Raw genomic sequence first — 15,240 nt, forward strand, 5'->3', positions numbered from 1 at the left:
TGAAATCAGCGCCCGGACGTTGCCGCCCCGGAGACGCCCCGACAACACATTTTCCGCCCATTCTCGGGAGGGCGCTTAAGCCTCGGCGCGCTGGGCGATAAACGCCACGCGATCCAGCACCTCCGGCCCGGCGGCGGGCCCGGGGCCGTATGCGAAATACTCGGCCGTGATAGGCTTGCCGCTGACACGGTCGATCAGCACTGGTTCGGCGGGCAGGCCCGTCTCGCGGTCGACGAGTTGACCCGCGATCCCCTCGACCGCGAAGTGCCGGTTGCCAAAGGCCAGCATGGCGGTCAGCACGCCGCCAAAGTCCCGCCCCCTGTCAGTCAGCACATATTCGTAGCGCAGCGGCTTCTGGCTATAGGCCCGCTTCACCAGGAAGCCGTTCTCAACCAGAGCCGCCAGGCGCTTGGCCAGGATGTTCGGCGCCACGCCCAGGCTCTTTTCGAACTGGTCGAACCGTCCAAGGCCTTGGCCAGCGTCGCGCAGGATCAGGAACGTCCAGACATCGCCGACCCGCTCCAGCGTGCGGGCGACCGGACATTGCGTGAGGGCGCGTTCAGATTTGCTCATGGTGGAATAGTTGGCGTGTGACTTGCGATTTGCAAGTTACCCCATAGCTAGGGACCACAAGCCGGACCGATGGGGCCTCGGCGAGGGATTTCAGAGAACGATGAGCAACAGCAGCAAGGGTTCGGCCCTGGTCACCGGCGCCTCGACAGGGATCGGCGCGGTTTATGCCGACCGCCTGGCCAAGCGCGGATATGACCTGGTTCTGGTGGCGCGCGACGAAGTCCGGCTGAACGCGCTGGCCGAGCGACTGCGCGCCGAGACGGGGGTCTCCATTGAGGTCGTCAAGGCCGACCTCACCGACAAGGGCGACCTCCTGAAGGTGGAGCAACGCCTGGCCGCCGACACCGCGATCACGGCCCTGGTCAACAACGCGGGCGTTGCGGGTTCGGGCGACTTTGTCGGCTCCGATCCGGACGCCTTCGAGAAGATGATCCAGTTGAACGTCGTCGCGGTCACCCGCCTGGCGTCGGCCGCCGCGCGCAACTTCGCGCCGCGCAACGCCGGGACGATCATCAATCTGGCGTCTGTCGTCGGCCTTGCGCCGGAGATGGGCATGCCGGTCTACGGGGCGACCAAGGCCTATGTAATCTATCTGACCCAGGCCCTGCGCGCCCAGCTGGCCAGTTCGGAGGTCCGTCTCCAGGCGGTGCTGCCCGGCGCCACCCGCACCGAAATCTGGGAGCGCTCGGGGACGGACATCAACGCAATCGATCCGAACATCCTGATGGATGTCGACGACATGGTCGATGCGGCTCTGGCGGGCTTCGACCAGGGTGAACTGGTGACCATCCCGTCGCTGCCCGACGCCGCTGACTGGGACGCCGCTCAAGCGGCCAGGACCAAGCTCTATCCGAACCTGTCCCGCAACCAGCCGGCGGATCGCTTCAGCAAGGCCTAGAATGAAGGTCTCGCCGACACGGCGCTCACACCCGCGCCGGCGAGGCCGCCCTGAGCGGGGTCCTGGCCTGATGCCGACCAGACCCCGCCCGGGAACGCGAAACTAGCTCAGCACCATCACGACGACGCGGCGGTTCTGGGCCCGGCCTTCGCGCGTTTCATTGGCCGCCACCGGGGCGTCCTCGCCGTACGAGATGGTGGCCATCCGGTTGAGGGCCACGCCATGCTGGCTGAGGAACCTGCGCACGGCCTCGGCGCGCTTTTCGCCCAGCTCGTTGTTGTAGTTGGGCGAACCCGAATTGTCGGTGTGGCCCTGGATCTCGAGATAGACGTTCTTGTTGTCGGCCTTCAGCTTCTCGGCGAACTCGCCCAGGCGCTGCTCGGCTTCCGGCGATAGGGTCGCGGCGTTGACCGGGAACTTCACCGAGTCATCGCTCAGCACCAGGGCGTACTGGAACTTGCCCTCGGCCAGCTTGCCGGCGGCGATGGCGCGGTCCAGCGCTTCCTTCGAGGTCTTGTCCAGCTCGCCGATCTGGCCGTCGTGAGCGGTGACCCGCTCGTTGACCGCGCCGACCTGGGTGTTGACGTACTTCTTGGTCGCGCAGCCGCTGACCGTCAGGCCGCCCATCACCAGGGCGGCGGCGACCATCAAGGTCTTCCTGCTTGCTATCATGTTCGGGTCTCGTCCGTGGTAGGGGCGCGAGACGTCCTGCAACGCTCGCCCCTCCCAAACGCGCAGCCGAAAGGGGCCAAAGCGAGGCGCGATTCCGGCGCTTCCGGGTCAAGCTAGACCATTGATCTTCCATCACATTTAGACCGCGCGCGAGCGTGCGACGGCGCGTTTTGTTCCACGAATTTTTGTCTGGATTGGCGCAGCGGATGGACCGCCTTCGGGTGGGAGGCTCTCGCTCTTCGCGAAGTTATCCACAGGCCTTCCCACCAAGAATCCGACCTCCCCGGCGAACGCCGGGGAGGTCGGTTAAGGAAGGGCGTCTATCCCCGCTCAGTAACCGACGTTTCCGTTGAAAACCGGGCCCTTACAGGAAAACGCCGGTTTCTTATCCCCACCCCCGCCGATGGCCCCATGCTGGAGCGCATGAGCCAGCACCGCCCCTCGACCCGCACCTGGTGCGATCGCCTGCAACAGAAGCTGATGGACGCCATCGACGCCGCCTTGGCGATGGTCGAGGCCAGCGACGATCCGGCCGTCCTGGCCAAGGCCCGCGACCGGGCACGGGTCTGCGGCCAACTGGCCAGCGAGGCCCGCAAGGTGCTGGCCCTGGACCCCAAGCCCGACAAGCTCAGCAAGCTTCCGGGCGCGATCCGCGAGGCCTTCGACCGCCCGGAGGCCCAACCCGCGCCGCCGATGGCCGCGCAAGCCGTGGCGATGCAGGCGGCGCTCGCGAAGCTGAAGCGGCGGTAGGGATCTTAAGCGCCCCCTCCGTCACGTCGCCTATCGGCGCCGCGCCACCTCCCCCGTTTCACGGGTGAGGAGGAAGCTGCCCCCTCCTGCCCCGCTTGCGGGGGAGGTGGCGCGCGGCGCAAGCCGCGTGACGGAGGGGGCGCTCACTTGAGCCGCCCTACGCCCCCTCCTCATCCACATAGATCACCACCGGCTTGCCGCGCGACAGCGGCTCCCAGCCGGCCTCGATGGCCGAAGCGATGGCTTTGGCGACGATGCGCACGGGGATCTGCGAGGGCTTCAGCGGCGGGGCGCTGAACTTGGGTTTGGGGCCGGGCGGGAACTCGATCAGCGCCTCGCGCTGGCCTTCCTTGTGCCGCGCGGCGATCACCTTGCCGTGGCGCTCGGACGGGTCATACGACCACTGCGGCAGGCGATGCAGCCGCCAGACATAGGGGTCTCCGTCGACCTCGATGTCGAATTCGGTGATGAGCTTGGTGGTTTTGGCCATGCGGGGAGATACCGCGTTGGGCGGCGACGGGAAAGTGGGGGGCCGAAGCTAGCGTCCCAATGCCCTTATGCGTGTCATCCCGGGCGGCGAAGCCGACCCGGGACCCAGGGGGTGGATGAACGCGGTGCTAGCCGCCCCTGGGTCCCGGCTCTCCGCTGCGCTGCGGCCGGGATGACGAGGTTTAGGATGAAACCTCTCATCCTCCCATCGCCGAGAGCGATGGGCCCCTCCCTCTCTCAAAGAGAGAGGGGCTCGTAGCGCCTACTGCAGCACCGCTTTTCCAAACGACAGCTGCCCGTTCGCCACCCCCACAGCGATGACGCCGCCGTCCTCGATCTCGCCGGCCAGGAGCTTCTTGGCGATCGGGTCGACGAGCTCCTTCTGGATCACGCGCTTGAGGGGGCGCGCGCCGTAGACGGGGTCATAGCCCTTGTCCGCGATCCAGTTCAGGGCCTCGGCGTCGAGGGCGAGAGCCATGCGGCGGTCGGCCAGCAGCTTTTCGAAGCGCTGCAGCTGGATGCGGACGATGTCGCCCATGTTGTGGCGCGACAGGCGCTTGAACAGGATGATCTCGTCGATCCGGTTGAGGAACTCGGGCCGGAAGTGGCCGCGCACCGTGTTCATCACCATCGGCCGCACGGCTTCCACGTCCTCGCCCTCCTCCTGGTTGGCCAGGAATTCGGCGCCGAGGTTGCTGGTCATGATGATCAGCGTGTTGCGGAAGTCGACCGTGCGACCCTGGCCGTCGGTCAGGCGACCATCGTCCAGCACCTGCAAAAGCACGTTGAAGACGTCCGGGTGGGCCTTCTCGATCTCGTCGAACAGGACGACCTGGTAGGGACGCCGGCGCACGGCCTCGGTCAGCGCCCCGCCCTCGTCGTAGCCGACATAGCCGGGAGGCGCGCCGATCAGGCGGCTGACCGAGTGCTTTTCCATGTACTCAGACATGTCCATCCGGGTGATGGCGGCCTCGTCGGCGAACAGGAACTCGGCCAAACTCTTGGTCAGCTCGGTCTTGCCCACGCCCGTGGGTCCTAAGAACAGGAACGAGCCGATCGGCTTGGACGGGTCCTGCAGGCCGGCGCGGGCGCGGCGGACAGCGTCGGAGACGGCCTCCAGCGCCTCGTCCTGGCCGACCACGCGACCGCGCAGCTCGTCCTCCATCTTCAGCAGCTTCTCGCGCTCGCCCTCGAGCATCTTCTCGACGGGCACGCCGGTCCAGCGGCTGACGACGGCGGCGATCTGCTCGGCGTCTACAACCTCGGGCGTGAGGGCCTGGGTGTCGCTCTGCTCGGCTTCCGCCAGGCGCTTTTCCAGCATCGGAATCTCGCCGTACTGGATCTGGCCGGCGCGGGCGAAGTCGCCGGCGCGCTGGGCGTTGGCGAGGTCGGCGCGCAAGCGATCGAGGGCTTCACGGGCTTGCGCCGCGCCGCCGACCTTCTCCTTCTCGGCCTTCCACTTGGCGGTCATCTCGTCGGAGCGGAACTGCAGGTCGTCGATCTCGACCTCCAGGTTCTCCAGGCGCTGCTTGGAGGCGGCGTCGGTTTCCTTCGAGAGGGCCTCGCGCTCGATCTTCAGCTGCACCAGGCGCCGGTCGATCTCGTCCAGCTCTTCGGGCTTGGAGTCGATGGCCATGCGCACGCGGCTGGAGGCCTCGTCCACCAGGTCGATCGCCTTGTCGGGCAGGAAGCGGTCGGCGATGTAGCGGTTGGACAGGGTCGCAGCGGCGACGATGGCGCTGTCGCTGATCCGCACCCCGTGGTGGACCTCGTACTTTTCCTTCAGGCCGCGCAGGATCGAGACGGTGTCTTCCACCGTCGGCTCGCTGACGAACACCGGCTGGAAGCGGCGGGCCAGGGCCGCGTCCTTCTCGACGTGCTTGCGGTACTCGTCCAGCGTGGTGGCGCCGACGCAGTGCAGCTCACCGCGCGCCAGGGCGGGCTTCAAGAGGTTGGAGGCGTCCATGGCCCCGTCGCCCTTGCCAGCGCCCACGAGGGTGTGCATCTCGTCGATGAACAGGATAATCGAGCCCTCGGCGGCCGTGGTCTCGTTCAGCACGGCCTTCAGCCGCTCCTCGAACTCGCCGCGATATTTGGCGCCGGCGATCAGGCTGCCCATGTCCAGCGACAGGAGCTTCTTGTCCTTCAGGCTCTCGGGCACGTCGCCGTTGACGATGCGCAAAGCCAGGCCCTCGACGATGGCGGTCTTGCCGACGCCCGGCTCGCCGATCAGGACGGGGTTGTTCTTGGTGCGGCGCGACAGGACCTGGATCGTGCGTCGGATCTCCTCGTCGCGGCCGATCACGGGGTCGAGCTTGCCGTCGCGGGCGGCGGCGGTCAGGTCGCGGGCGTAGCGCTTGAGGGCGTCATAGCCTTCCTCGGCGTTGGCGCTGTCGGCGGTGCGGCCCTTGCGCAGGGCGTTGGCGGCGGTCTCCAGGGCCTGGGCGCTGGCGCCGGCCTCCTTGAAGAGCTTGGCCGCGTCGCCGCCTTCCTTGGCGATGGCGATCAGCAGGCGCTCGGTGGTGACGAAGGCGTCGCCGGCGGTCTTGGCCGACTTTTCAGCCTCGGCGAACACGCGGGCGGTGTCGGGCTTCATGTAGAGCTGGCCGCCGGCGCCGTCGACGCGCGGGGTCTTGGCCAGCAGGGTCTCGACGCCGCCGTCCAGCTGGTCGGGGCGGCCGCCGGCGCTCTGGATCAGGGCGCGGGAAAGCCCGTCCTTCTCCTCGAGCAGGACCTTCAGGATGTGTTCGGGCGCGAACTGCTGGTGGCCGCGGGCGAGCGCCAGGCTCTGGGCCGACTGGACCGCCTGTTTGGCGCGATCGGAATAGAGGTCGATATTCATGATGTCCCCTCAACTAGGCGGATCAGGACGCGCTGCCTTGATCAAGCACAACGCGGCCGGCTTCAGACACTGCGGAACGGCTTGAGCGGATCAGCCATCGGCCTGACCCTGACGCTCCGAAAGGGGATGTAGGTGTGGCCCATCAGCCACACAAGGCTCACCAGCCCTTGCTGCTGAGATATCGTTCCAGTTCCTGGATCCGCACGGCGTCGGAGGGGTGGGTCGAGCCCAGGTCGCCGCCAGACTTGCCGCCGTCCAGCGCCTGCATGTTGCGCCACAGCTTCACCGCCTCGCGGGGGCGGTAGCCGGCGCGCTGCATGAAGTCGACGCCCAGCTTGTCGGCCTCCAGCTCCTGCTTGCGCGAGAACGGGAGAAGCAGGCCATAGCGGGTGGCGTCGTCGCCGTGGTCCTTGAGCAGCTTGCCAAACTCGGTGCCGCCGGCGGCGGCCTTGGCGATGCCCAGCAGCACCTTGGAGGTGGTTTCCTGGGAGACGCGCTCGGCGGCGTGGCGGGCCACGACGTGGCCGGCCTCGTGACCGATCACGGCGGCCAGTTGGTCATCGTTCTCGACCAGGGTCAGCAGGCCGACCGTCACGCCGACATGGCCGCCAGGCAACACGAAGGCGTTGGGGGCCTCGTCCAGGAACACCGCATAGTCCCAGGGCCGGCTGGCCAGGCCGGCGGCGCTGATCACCCGCTGACCCACGGCCTGGACGCGGGCGTTCTTGCGCGGCTCTTTGGAGACATAGCTGTTGCGCAGCGTCTCGGCCCAGGCCTTCTCGCCCTGCGCCGCCAGGTTGTTGTCATTGACGATCAGCAGCTGGTCGCGGCCAAGGTCGGCGTTGTACGCACAGCCGCCCAGGGCGCAGGCGACGGCGATCAGCAGCGGAAGGATCAGGCGCGGCAGGGTCATGGGCTCGGCGAACTGTGTTTCGAAGTCGACACAAGCCTTATCTCCGGCGCCGGTCCGGGACGCAACCGTAACGCTTACGCGTCTCCCAGCCGCGCGATGACCTTGGCCAGCTGGCGCGGGTCAATGGGCTTGGAGAGGATCGGGACGTCGCGCAGGTCGGGGCGCACGCCCTGATCGCCATAGCCGGTGACGAAGGCGAACGGCACGCCGCGTTCGCGCAGGATCTCGGCGGCGCGGAACGAGGTCTCGCCGTCGCCCAGGTTCACGTCCAGCAGGGCCAGGTCAAAGCCGTTGGCCTCCGCGGCCGCCACCGCCTCGTGGGCAGAGGCCGCCGGCCCGATGACCGCGCAGCCGAGGTCGCCGAGCAGGTCTTCCACCAGCATGGCGACGAACAGCTCGTCCTCGACCACCAGGATCCGAAGCTGATCAGGCCGCGCCTCGGAAGAAGCGGTTAGACTCGCCGGTCTTGCCGAGTTGCGCGTCGATCTCGCAGACGACGCCGCTCGCCGGATAGCCGAGGCGAACCTCCCCCCCGAGTTCCCGGGCGAGCCCGCCGGTGATGAGGCGGGTCCCAAAGCCCTGACGGGTCGGGGGCGCAACAGTTGGCCCATCGGTTTCCTCCCAGATCAGTTTCAGGCGCGCGTCGCCCTTTTCGGCTTCACGCCGCCAGGTGATGCGCACCTGGCCCGCCGTGTTGGAAAGCGCACCGTACTTGGCCGCGTTCGTCATCAGTTCGTGCAGCGCCATCGACAGGGCCAGCGCCGCCTTCGGCGCCAGTCGCACAGAAGGTCCGTCGAGGGCGAACCGTTCCGCCTCGCCATGGGCGGCGACGACGGTGGCGACGATGTCGGTCAGGGCCGCGCCGTCCCAGCTCTCGCGGGTCAGGATGTCATGACCGCGCGACAAGGCCAGCAGCCGCCGGGTCAGGCTGTCGCGGGCGTCGTCCAGGGTCTCGGCGTTACGCAGGGTCTGCCCCGCCACCGACTGCACCGTGGCCAGGGTGTTCTTCACCCGGTGGTTCAGCTCGTTGATCATCAGCCGCTGCAGTTCTTCAGCGCGGCGACGGTCGGTGACGTCGCGCATCACGCCGGTGAAGAACCGCTGCTTGCCGTCGTTCCACTCGGCGATCGACAGCTCCAGCGGGAAGGTCGTGCCGTCGCTGCGCCGCCCCTCGACCTCCCGGCCAATCCCGATGATCCGCCGCTCGCCGGTCTCGCGATAGCGGGACAGATAACCGTCGTGCTCGCCGTGATAGGGCTCAGGCATCAGGATGTTGACGTTCTGGCCGACCATCTCGGCGGCCGCGTAGCCAAACAGGCGCTCGGCGGCGGGATTGAACGCCTCGACCCGTCCGCGCTCGTCAATCACGACGATGGCGTCCACGGCCGTATCGACGATCGCACGGTATCGCGCGTCGACGGCGGCTGGCTTGGCCGCAGCTTTCGGTGAGGGGGTAAGCTTACTCGCCATGTACAGGCCTCGGCTTCTGAGACCGAGACCCTAACGCCGGAGTTGTCACCTTGCTAGGCCACAACTCAACCTGAAGAAGAATAACCCCAAATCCGTAACAAAAAGCCCCGTTCCTTGAGGAGGAACGGGGCCTTGCTTTGTCGCCTGAAAGCCGACCTTAGGCGTCTTCAGCTTCCGGCTTGGCCGGCGCGCCTTCGCCCGCTTCGAAGCTGCGCGGGGCGCGGCGGCGGCGGGGCTTCTTGACCTCTTCGCCGTCGTCCGAGGCCGGGGCCTCCGGCGCTGGGGCGGCTTCAGCGCGCTCGGCCTTGCGGCCCAGGAACGCCGGGGCGTGGCTGACGGCGCCGTCCTGGCCGCGCAGCATCGGCGAGCCTTCGCCGGCCGGCGCCTCGGCGGTCAGAGGCGAGGCTTCCGGCTCGATCACGGCCATCGGATCGCGCTCGCCGCGCGGCTGCCAGTCGCGGTCACGATCGCGGTTGCGGTTGCGGTCACGACGGCGGCCCTCGCGGTACTCGCCCTCGCCCTGCGGCTGGTCGCCCTCGGCGGCGGGACGGTCTTCGCGCGGCCGATCATCCCGGGGGCGATCATCGCGGTCACGGAAACGGTCTTCGCGGGGGCGATCGTCGCGCGGCCGGTCGTCACGGGGACGGTCATCACGGGGACGGTCATCACGGGGACGATCGTCGCGGGGACGATCGTCGCGGTCACGCCAGCGGTCACGACGGCCTTCGCCGTCGCGGCTGTCGCGGGGACGGTCATCGCGGTCGCGATTACGGTCCCGGTCGCGGTCGCGGCCCTCGAAGTTGCGGTCACGATCACGATTACGGTCGCGGTCGCGGCTCTCGAAGCGATCACGGCGTTGCTCGCCGCCTTCGCCGTTCTCACCGCCCTCGGCCTGGCCCTCGGCGGGCTGCTCGACGACCTCGGGCTCTTCCGGCGGCTCGGCCTCAAAGTCGATCTCGTAGGCGGCGTAGACGTCCTTGCCGACGATGTCGGCCACCGGACGATTCGGCTGGATCGCGCGCAGGACGCGGAAATAGTGCTCGGCGTGCTGCAGATAGTTCTCGGCCAGCACGCGGTCGCCGGACGACGAGGCGTCGCGCGCCAGCTGCTGGTACTTTTCGTACACGCTCTGCGCCGCGCCACGGACCTTCACGCCCTCGGGGCCGTTGGAGTCGAACGCGCGGTTGGCGTTGTGCTGTTGAGGCTTGCCGCCGTTGCCGCCGCGATTGTTGCGGCCGCGTTGGCGCTTCATGCCTTTGAAATCTCTCATGTTCTCTTCTGAACCTGTCCGGAGGTCAGTCTTGCGCTGGCGCGTCCGGCCTTGCTGGTCTCTGGGCGGGTCTAACCCTGGTCGGTGTCAGAGACTCTGGTTTCCGTAGAGCCCCCATCCTGCTCTTTCGGCGCGGCGACCGGCGGACCGGGCGCGCCTGCCAGGGGAGCGTCGCAAGCGTCAGACACCGAAGCGTCCTCGACGACCGCTTTTCCCGTCACCCGGCGATCTGGAAGGAGACGAGACTCGTCTAGCGGTTCACGCAGGGGTTTCCAAGGGATTTTTCACCCCCAGCACCACGCGGTCATGCGTCGAAAGGTCCTTGACCGTGCGAACCTCGGTGGCGCCCGCCGCCCGGAACAGCGCTTCGACATCCTTGGACTGGTCGTAGCCGATCTCGACGGCGAACATCCCGCCCGGCTTAAGCACGCGCAGGATCTCGGGCGCCAGGTCTCGATAGGCGTCCAGACCATCGGCGCCGCCGTCCAGGGCCAGACGCGGTTCGTGGTCGCGAACCTCGGGCTCCAGCGTGTCGATGACGGCGGTCGGGATATAGGGCGGGTTGGAGACGACGAGGTCGAAGCTGTCGCTGCCCAAGCCCGTCGTCCAGTCACCGTGCATAAGGGCCGCGCGATTGTTGAGGTCCAGGTTGGCGGCGTTCTCGCGCGCCACGGCCAGGGCCTCGCTGGAGGCGTCGACGCCCAGGCCCTTGGCGGCCGGCCGCTCGGCCAGCACCGCCAGTAGGATCGTGCCCGAGCCGACGCCTAGGTCGAGCATCGAGAACGCCATGTTTTCCGGGAAGGCCTTCAGCACCTCGTCGACGATGACCTCGGTCTCGGGACGGGGCGTGAGGACGTTCTTGTTCACCTGCAGCAGGATCTTCCAGAAGCCCTTGCGGCCGATGATGTGGCTGACCGGCTCGCGACGGGCGCGGCGCTCCAGATAGGCGTCCAGCGTCGCGACCTGCTCATCGGTCAGTTCGCGATAGGGGTCGGTGACGATCTGCGTGCGGGTGACGCCGGCGGCGACCTCCAGCATCAGGCGCGCGTCGATCGACGGCTGGTCGATGCCGGCGTCCTTCAGGCGATCCTTGGCGGCGGTCCAGGCTTTGACGAGAGTCAGGGTCATGCGCGGGGATTTAGCGCGTCAGCGGCCGGGAGGCGAGATTGAATGCGGTACCAGATTTTGGTATAGACGCTGTGCGCTTCAAGCTGATGGAGGAAACACCGTGAGCAAGAACACGTCCATCGTGCTCAGCGAACACTTTCAGTCTTTCATCGCCGAGCAGATCGAGGAAGGCCGCTATGGATCGGCCAGTGAGGTCGTCCGCGCCGGACTTCGGCTGCTGGAAAATCAGGAAGCCAAACTGGCCGCGCTGCGGGCCGCCCTGAAGGAGGGCTGGGACAGCGGCAAGCCTGAGGCCTTCGACGTCGAGGCCTTTCTGGCGGAGGCGAACGCCGACTACGACGCCAAGTCGTGAGCGCCTATCGCCTGACGCCCCGCGCACGATACGACGTGCGCGAAATCTGGGCCTACACGGTGGGTGTCTGGGGGCGTCGCGCCGCGGATCGATACATCCGCGAACTGACCGAAACCTTCGAAGCGATCGCGAAGGACCCAAGCCACGGCGCGATCGTGGAAGAACTGGACTGCCGCAAGCAGATCTTTCGCTCCCACGTCATTTTCTATGCGGCCGAACATGACGAGGTCGTTGTAGTGCGCGTGCTGCATCAGCAGATGGACGCGCCAAGCCACCTCAACTGATCAGCCCGCCGCCACCGCATCCCCCTCGCCGACCGCGCCGCCCTCGGTGACGTTCAGATAGATGCCGCAGAACATGTGGCCGTAGTGGTCGAACAGCGCCTTGACGAGATCCACGTCGCGCTCGGCGCTGGTCGGGTCCACATGGGTGGCGGCGCAGCGGACGATGGGCTTGAGCACTTCGGCGCGGGCGTCGCCCAGACTCAGGGTCTGGCCGGTCATCTCGTTCTCGGCCCAGGCGGGCCAGCCCTCGACATAGAGGTTGGCGCGGAAGCGCAAGGGATCGAGGTCGCGCCCGACCTTCGCCGAAAGGTCCCGCACGCTGGCCAGGTTGACGATCGAGACATAGCCCGAGCGGCTGTCCATGAAGCGGTGCGCGCCCGGCCCTTCGATCACCTTCAGCGACCCTTGCGCCGCATCGCCCAGTAGGTCGGCGAGCCAGGCCGCAAAGCCCGCCCGCCCCGCGTCGTCGTTCAGGTCGCCGGCGAAGTCGGGACAGCCCTCGGCGCAGGCGGTCAGCACGCCGCTGGCCTCGTCGAACGTCGTGCGCGCCTTGGCCACGGCCGGGATCTTGGCCAGCACGGTGAACTTCATCTTCGAGACGTGCTGCGGCGCCTGCGGGTCAAAACCGCTAGGCCCGTCCTCGACCGCATAGAGCCGGTCGCAGGGAAAGCAGACCCCCGCCTCCAGGTCGGCGCGCTCCAGGCGCTCGGGCGTGAAGCCCTTCACGGGGTGGCGGTAGAGCGAGACGATCCGGGCTTCCATGGGCCGGGACCATCGGGCTCGACTCGCGCCAAGGCAAGGCCAAGCTCGCGGTGATGCGGAACGCCCCGCGCCGAGCCGGGTTGTTGAGGACCTGGAGAGCGCTTCATGACTAACCCAGCGCCGCGTCGTATCCAGTCGTGGCTGAAATCGCGGCCCTATCACCTGACGCCGTGGATCGTCCTGCTGGTCCTCGCGCCGTTCGCCTTTCCGCGTCGCGCCCCGCCGGCGGCCGCAGAGCCGGCCACGCCCCCGCCGGGCCTCTCCGAGGATCGCGTCCTGCCGCCGACCGAATTCGACGCGGTCGAGCCCCTGCGGGGCCGCGCGGCGGCCCATCCGGCTCACATCCCCTGGCGCGGCTGGCGCGACATCGCCTGGCGCACGGTGCGGGAGATCAGCGTCGACCGGCTGCCGGCGGTGGCGGGGGGCGTGACCTTCTACACCCTGCTGGCCCTGATCCCGGCCATCGGCGCCTTCGTCGCCCTCTATGGGCTGTTCGCCGACGTCGGCGCGGTCGAACAGCAACTGCGTGGCATGGTCGGGGTGTTTCCGCCCAGCGTGATCCAGATCGTCGGCGAGCAGATGCTGCGCCTGGCTCAGCAGAAGGACGGCGAGCTGGGCGTCGCCTTCATCGCCAGCCTGCTCCTGTCGGTGTGGAGCGCCAACGCCAGCATGCGCGCCCTCTTCGATGGCCTCAACATCGCCTATGACGAGGACGAAAAGCGCCCCTTCGCCCCGCGCCTGCTGCTGACCTACGCCTTCACGCTGTGCGCGCTGGTCTACGCGGTCGCCGTGGCCGGGGTGCTGATCGCCGCGCCGCTGCTGCTGGAGGCCGCCCGCCTCTCGGCGCTGGAGGGCCTGCTGGCGCCCGTGCGCTGGTTGATCGTCTTGGTGATGACGGCCGCGGCCTTCACCGTGCTCTATCGCTTCGCGCCCAGCCGGGCGCGAGCGCGCTGGCGATGGGTGTGGATCGGCGCGAGCTTCGCGGCGGCGGGCTGGCTGGTCGGGTCGCTGGGCTTTTCGATCTACGTCAACCGCATCGCCCATTTCGACGCCACCTACGGCCCGCTGGGAGCGGTGATCGCCTTCATGGTCTGGGTGTGGTTCTCGATTATGGCCATCCTGGTCGGGGCCGAGCTGAACGCCGAGATCGAGCACCAGACCGCCGTCGACTCCACCACCGGCCCCGAACAGCCGATGGGCGCGCGCGGCGCGGCCATGGCCGACACAGTGGGCCTGGCCTTCCACCCGTGGGAGACTCTCAAGCGCGAGGCCGGGACGGTGCGTCGCGTGACCGGCGGCGCCTGGAAACGGATGCGCGGTCGCTGAGGTTTTACGCCCTTCACGCCGGAATCGGGTTGTTGCGGCCAAGGTCGGTTTCTAGCTTGGGAGCCCTCGCCCTATGAAAGCCTCACCATGCCGATTCTCGCCCCCGCCGAAGACCACGACCTGGCCGACATCGCCGCCCTGGTGAACTCGGCCTATCGCGGCGAGACGGCGGCCAAGGGCTGGACCAGCGAAAGCGCGCTGCTGGGCGGCCAGCGTACCGACGAGGCTTCGCTGCGCGCCGATCTCGCCGCCAAGCCGGGCTCCACGATCCTGACCTTCCGCGACACGACCGACGCCAAGCCGTTCGCCTGCGCCTGGATCGAGCCGCAGGCCGACGACGTCTGGTATATCGGCATGATCACCGTGAGCCCGACCCGCCAGGCCGGCGGCATGGGCCGCACGGTGCTGGAGGCTGGCGAGACGTACGCCCGCGAGCGCGGCGGCAGGATCATGCGCATGACGGTGATCTCGGTGCGCGACACCCTGATCGCCTGGTACGAACGGCGCGGCTACCGCCTGACTGGCGAAACCCAGCCCTTCCCCTATGGCGACGAACGGTTTGGTTTGCCGCAACGGGACGACTTGGCCTTTGTGGTGATGGAGAAGGCGCTTTAGGGCGCGCATTACCGAAGCTTAAGTAGCCCTGAGCCCCCAGGCCGCGATCAGATGCCGCGTCTTCGGCTCAGGGGCTCTTAATGGCGTTCAGGTTTCGTGCGGCCGCGTTGGCCGCCTTCATTCTCGTCGCGGCCGGATCCGCGCAGGCGGCGGTTACTTCCGTGCCCGTCGGCCAGCCGTTGGCGCGGTTCGACAAGGTCAAGCCCGCCACTCACCGCTATCTGCGGTACAAGCAGGTGGGCGAGACCATCACGCCGCTGGACGTCTGGACCCGCGAAATCCGCATCGAGCCCGACAAGGCCGGCGTCAAGCGGCTGCGCATCGTCCAGCACTGGGACGGTGCGACGCCGGGGACGGTCAAGACCCTGGACAGCTGGTTCGAGCTGGGCGCCTTTCGTCCGTTGACCCACGAGCGCCGCACCACGGGCAAGGACGGCGTGACCAAGATCGAAGGCTTCGACTTCAAGCCCGACCGCGTGGTGGGCCTCAAGGATCTCGAGGGCAACAGCCAGGCCGCCTACGACGTGGCCTCGCCCGAGCCGACCTTCAATTTCGAGACCGACATGGAGTTCCTCCAGGCCCTGCCGCTGGCGAAGGGCTATGAGGCCAGGATCGTCTTCCACCATCCGGGCGGCGGCGCGCCCGCGCCCTATGTGTTCAAGGTGACGGGTTCGGAGGTGCTGACCAGCTCAGCCGGCGGCAAGATCGACTGCTGGGTGGTGACCACCGACTACAACCGCCCCGACTGGAAGCCGACGACCTTCTGGCTGGCCAAGGATAGCCAGGTGGTGATCAAGAACGTCTCCCCCGCGCCGGATGGTTCGGTCTGGGTGAAGACGTTGCTGTGGTAGCGGGACGGGCGCGGCCCGCCGGTGTCAGCTCTCACGGGCGCTAGA

17 protein-coding genes and 4 pseudogenes are annotated in these 15,240 nt (G+C 67.9%); 8 read left to right on the top strand and 13 right to left on the bottom strand.

Annotated features, from left to right (window positions below; translation table 11 throughout):
• Nucleotides 1-75: 75 nt before the first annotated feature.
• Complete coding sequence (locus ACT53N_RS09640; protein ID WP_476063690.1) at nt 76-573, bottom strand: winged helix-turn-helix transcriptional regulator; 498 nt, start codon at nt 571-573, stop codon at nt 76-78.
• Nucleotides 574-673: 100 nt separating this feature from the next.
• Between ACT53N_RS09640 and ACT53N_RS09645 the strand changes: the two genes are divergently transcribed.
• Nucleotides 674-1,471 (top strand): SDR family NAD(P)-dependent oxidoreductase, encoded by a 798-nt coding sequence (locus ACT53N_RS09645; RefSeq protein ID WP_476063691.1) that lies wholly within the window; start codon nt 674-676, stop codon nt 1,469-1,471.
• Nucleotides 1,472-1,573: 102 nt separating this feature from the next.
• On the opposite strand, the gene ACT53N_RS09650 is transcribed toward ACT53N_RS09645, so the two are convergent.
• The gene (locus tag ACT53N_RS09650) at nt 1,574-2,143 is read right to left on the bottom strand and encodes an OmpA family protein (protein WP_476063692.1); all 570 of its coding nucleotides are present in this window, start codon (nt 2,141-2,143) and stop codon (nt 1,574-1,576) included.
• 423 nt (nt 2,144-2,566) lie between these two features.
• On the opposite strand from ACT53N_RS09650, the gene ACT53N_RS09655 reads away from it, so the two are divergent.
• The gene (locus tag ACT53N_RS09655) at nt 2,567-2,893 is read left to right on the top strand and encodes a hypothetical protein (protein ID WP_476063693.1); all 327 of its coding nucleotides are present in this window, start codon (nt 2,567-2,569) and stop codon (nt 2,891-2,893) included.
• Between the two features lie 30 nt (nt 2,894-2,923).
• Here ACT53N_RS09655 and ACT53N_RS09660 read toward each other — a convergent pair.
• The 10 genes and pseudogenes from ACT53N_RS09660 to prmC all read right to left on the bottom strand — a co-directional run.
• Nucleotides 2,924-3,012 (bottom strand): annotated as a pseudogene (locus ACT53N_RS09660) (hypothetical protein); the annotation flags it as partial.
• Between the two features lie 38 nt (nt 3,013-3,050).
• Nucleotides 3,051-3,383: a hypothetical protein gene (locus ACT53N_RS09665; protein ID WP_012640079.1), complete on the bottom strand. Its 333-nt coding sequence runs from the start codon at nt 3,381-3,383 to the stop codon at nt 3,051-3,053.
• 48 nt (nt 3,384-3,431) lie between these two features.
• Nucleotides 3,432-3,557: pseudogene (locus ACT53N_RS09670) on the bottom strand (hypothetical protein); the annotation flags it as partial.
• An 87-nt stretch (nt 3,558-3,644) separates the two neighbouring features.
• Nucleotides 3,645-6,224: an ATP-dependent chaperone ClpB gene (clpB, locus tag ACT53N_RS09675; protein ID WP_476063694.1), complete on the bottom strand. Its 2,580-nt coding sequence runs from the start codon at nt 6,222-6,224 to the stop codon at nt 3,645-3,647.
• A 157-nt stretch (nt 6,225-6,381) separates the two neighbouring features.
• The gene (locus ACT53N_RS09680; protein WP_476063695.1) at nt 6,382-7,137 is read right to left on the bottom strand and encodes a M48 family metallopeptidase; all 756 of its coding nucleotides are present in this window, start codon (nt 7,135-7,137) and stop codon (nt 6,382-6,384) included.
• 74 nt (nt 7,138-7,211) lie between these two features.
• The gene (locus tag ACT53N_RS09685; protein WP_476063876.1) at nt 7,212-7,553 is read right to left on the bottom strand and encodes a response regulator; all 342 of its coding nucleotides are present in this window, start codon (nt 7,551-7,553) and stop codon (nt 7,212-7,214) included.
• 10 nt (nt 7,554-7,563) lie between these two features.
• Nucleotides 7,564-8,607, bottom strand: coding sequence for a sensor histidine kinase (locus ACT53N_RS09690; RefSeq protein ID WP_476063696.1), 1,044 nt, complete (start codon nt 8,605-8,607; stop codon nt 7,564-7,566).
• A gap of 157 nt (nt 8,608-8,764) precedes the next feature.
• Entirely contained in the window at nt 8,765-9,877 is a 1,113-nt protein-coding gene (locus ACT53N_RS09695) for a DUF4167 domain-containing protein (RefSeq protein ID WP_476063697.1), read from the bottom strand.
• A pseudogene (locus tag ACT53N_RS09700) lies at nt 9,874-10,098 on the bottom strand (hypothetical protein). The gene ACT53N_RS09695 and the pseudogene ACT53N_RS09700 overlap by 4 nt, the downstream one beginning before the upstream one ends.
• A 37-nt stretch (nt 10,099-10,135) precedes the next feature.
• Nucleotides 10,136-11,005 carry a peptide chain release factor N(5)-glutamine methyltransferase gene (gene prmC / locus ACT53N_RS09705; protein WP_476063698.1) on the bottom strand — a complete coding sequence of 290 codons (870 nt, stop codon included), beginning with the start codon at nt 11,003-11,005 and terminating at the stop codon, nt 10,136-10,138.
• Between the two features lie 100 nt (nt 11,006-11,105).
• On the opposite strand from prmC, the gene ACT53N_RS09710 reads away from it, so the two are divergent.
• Both ACT53N_RS09710 and ACT53N_RS09715 read left to right on the top strand, forming a co-directional pair.
• Nucleotides 11,106-11,357: a type II toxin-antitoxin system ParD family antitoxin gene (locus ACT53N_RS09710; RefSeq protein WP_476063699.1), complete on the top strand. Its 252-nt coding sequence runs from the start codon at nt 11,106-11,108 to the stop codon at nt 11,355-11,357.
• Entirely contained in the window at nt 11,354-11,641 is a 288-nt protein-coding gene (locus tag ACT53N_RS09715) for a type II toxin-antitoxin system RelE/ParE family toxin (RefSeq protein WP_476063700.1), read from the top strand. The genes ACT53N_RS09710 and ACT53N_RS09715 overlap by 4 nt, the downstream gene beginning before the upstream one ends.
• Here ACT53N_RS09715 and ACT53N_RS09720 read toward each other — a convergent pair whose 3' ends face one another.
• Nucleotides 11,642-12,403, bottom strand: a complete 762-nt coding sequence (locus tag ACT53N_RS09720; RefSeq protein ID WP_476063701.1) for an MOSC domain-containing protein — start codon at nt 12,401-12,403, stop codon at nt 11,642-11,644.
• A 105-nt stretch (nt 12,404-12,508) separates the two neighbouring features.
• Here ACT53N_RS09720 and ACT53N_RS09725 point away from each other — a divergent pair, with 105 nt between their 5' ends.
• The 4 genes and pseudogenes from ACT53N_RS09725 to ACT53N_RS09740 all read left to right on the top strand — a co-directional run bounded on the left by ACT53N_RS09725 (nt 12,509) and on the right by ACT53N_RS09740 (nt 15,195).
• A complete protein-coding gene (locus tag ACT53N_RS09725) occupies nt 12,509-13,729 on the top strand; it encodes a YihY/virulence factor BrkB family protein (RefSeq protein WP_476063702.1) in 1,221 nt (406 codons plus the stop codon).
• Nucleotides 13,730-13,816: 87 nt separating this feature from the next.
• Nucleotides 13,817-14,344, top strand: coding sequence for a GNAT family N-acetyltransferase (locus ACT53N_RS09730; protein WP_476063703.1), 528 nt, complete (start codon nt 13,817-13,819; stop codon nt 14,342-14,344).
• 80 nt (nt 14,345-14,424) lie between these two features.
• Nucleotides 14,425-14,556 (top strand): annotated as a pseudogene (locus ACT53N_RS09735) (hypothetical protein); the annotation flags it as partial.
• Between the two features lie 24 nt (nt 14,557-14,580).
• Nucleotides 14,581-15,195, top strand: a complete 615-nt coding sequence (locus ACT53N_RS09740) for a DUF3108 domain-containing protein (RefSeq protein ID WP_476063877.1) — start codon at nt 14,581-14,583, stop codon at nt 15,193-15,195.
• Nucleotides 15,196-15,240: the final 45 nt, after the last annotated feature.

The organism is Caulobacter sp. DMC95 (genome assembly GCF_056313785.1).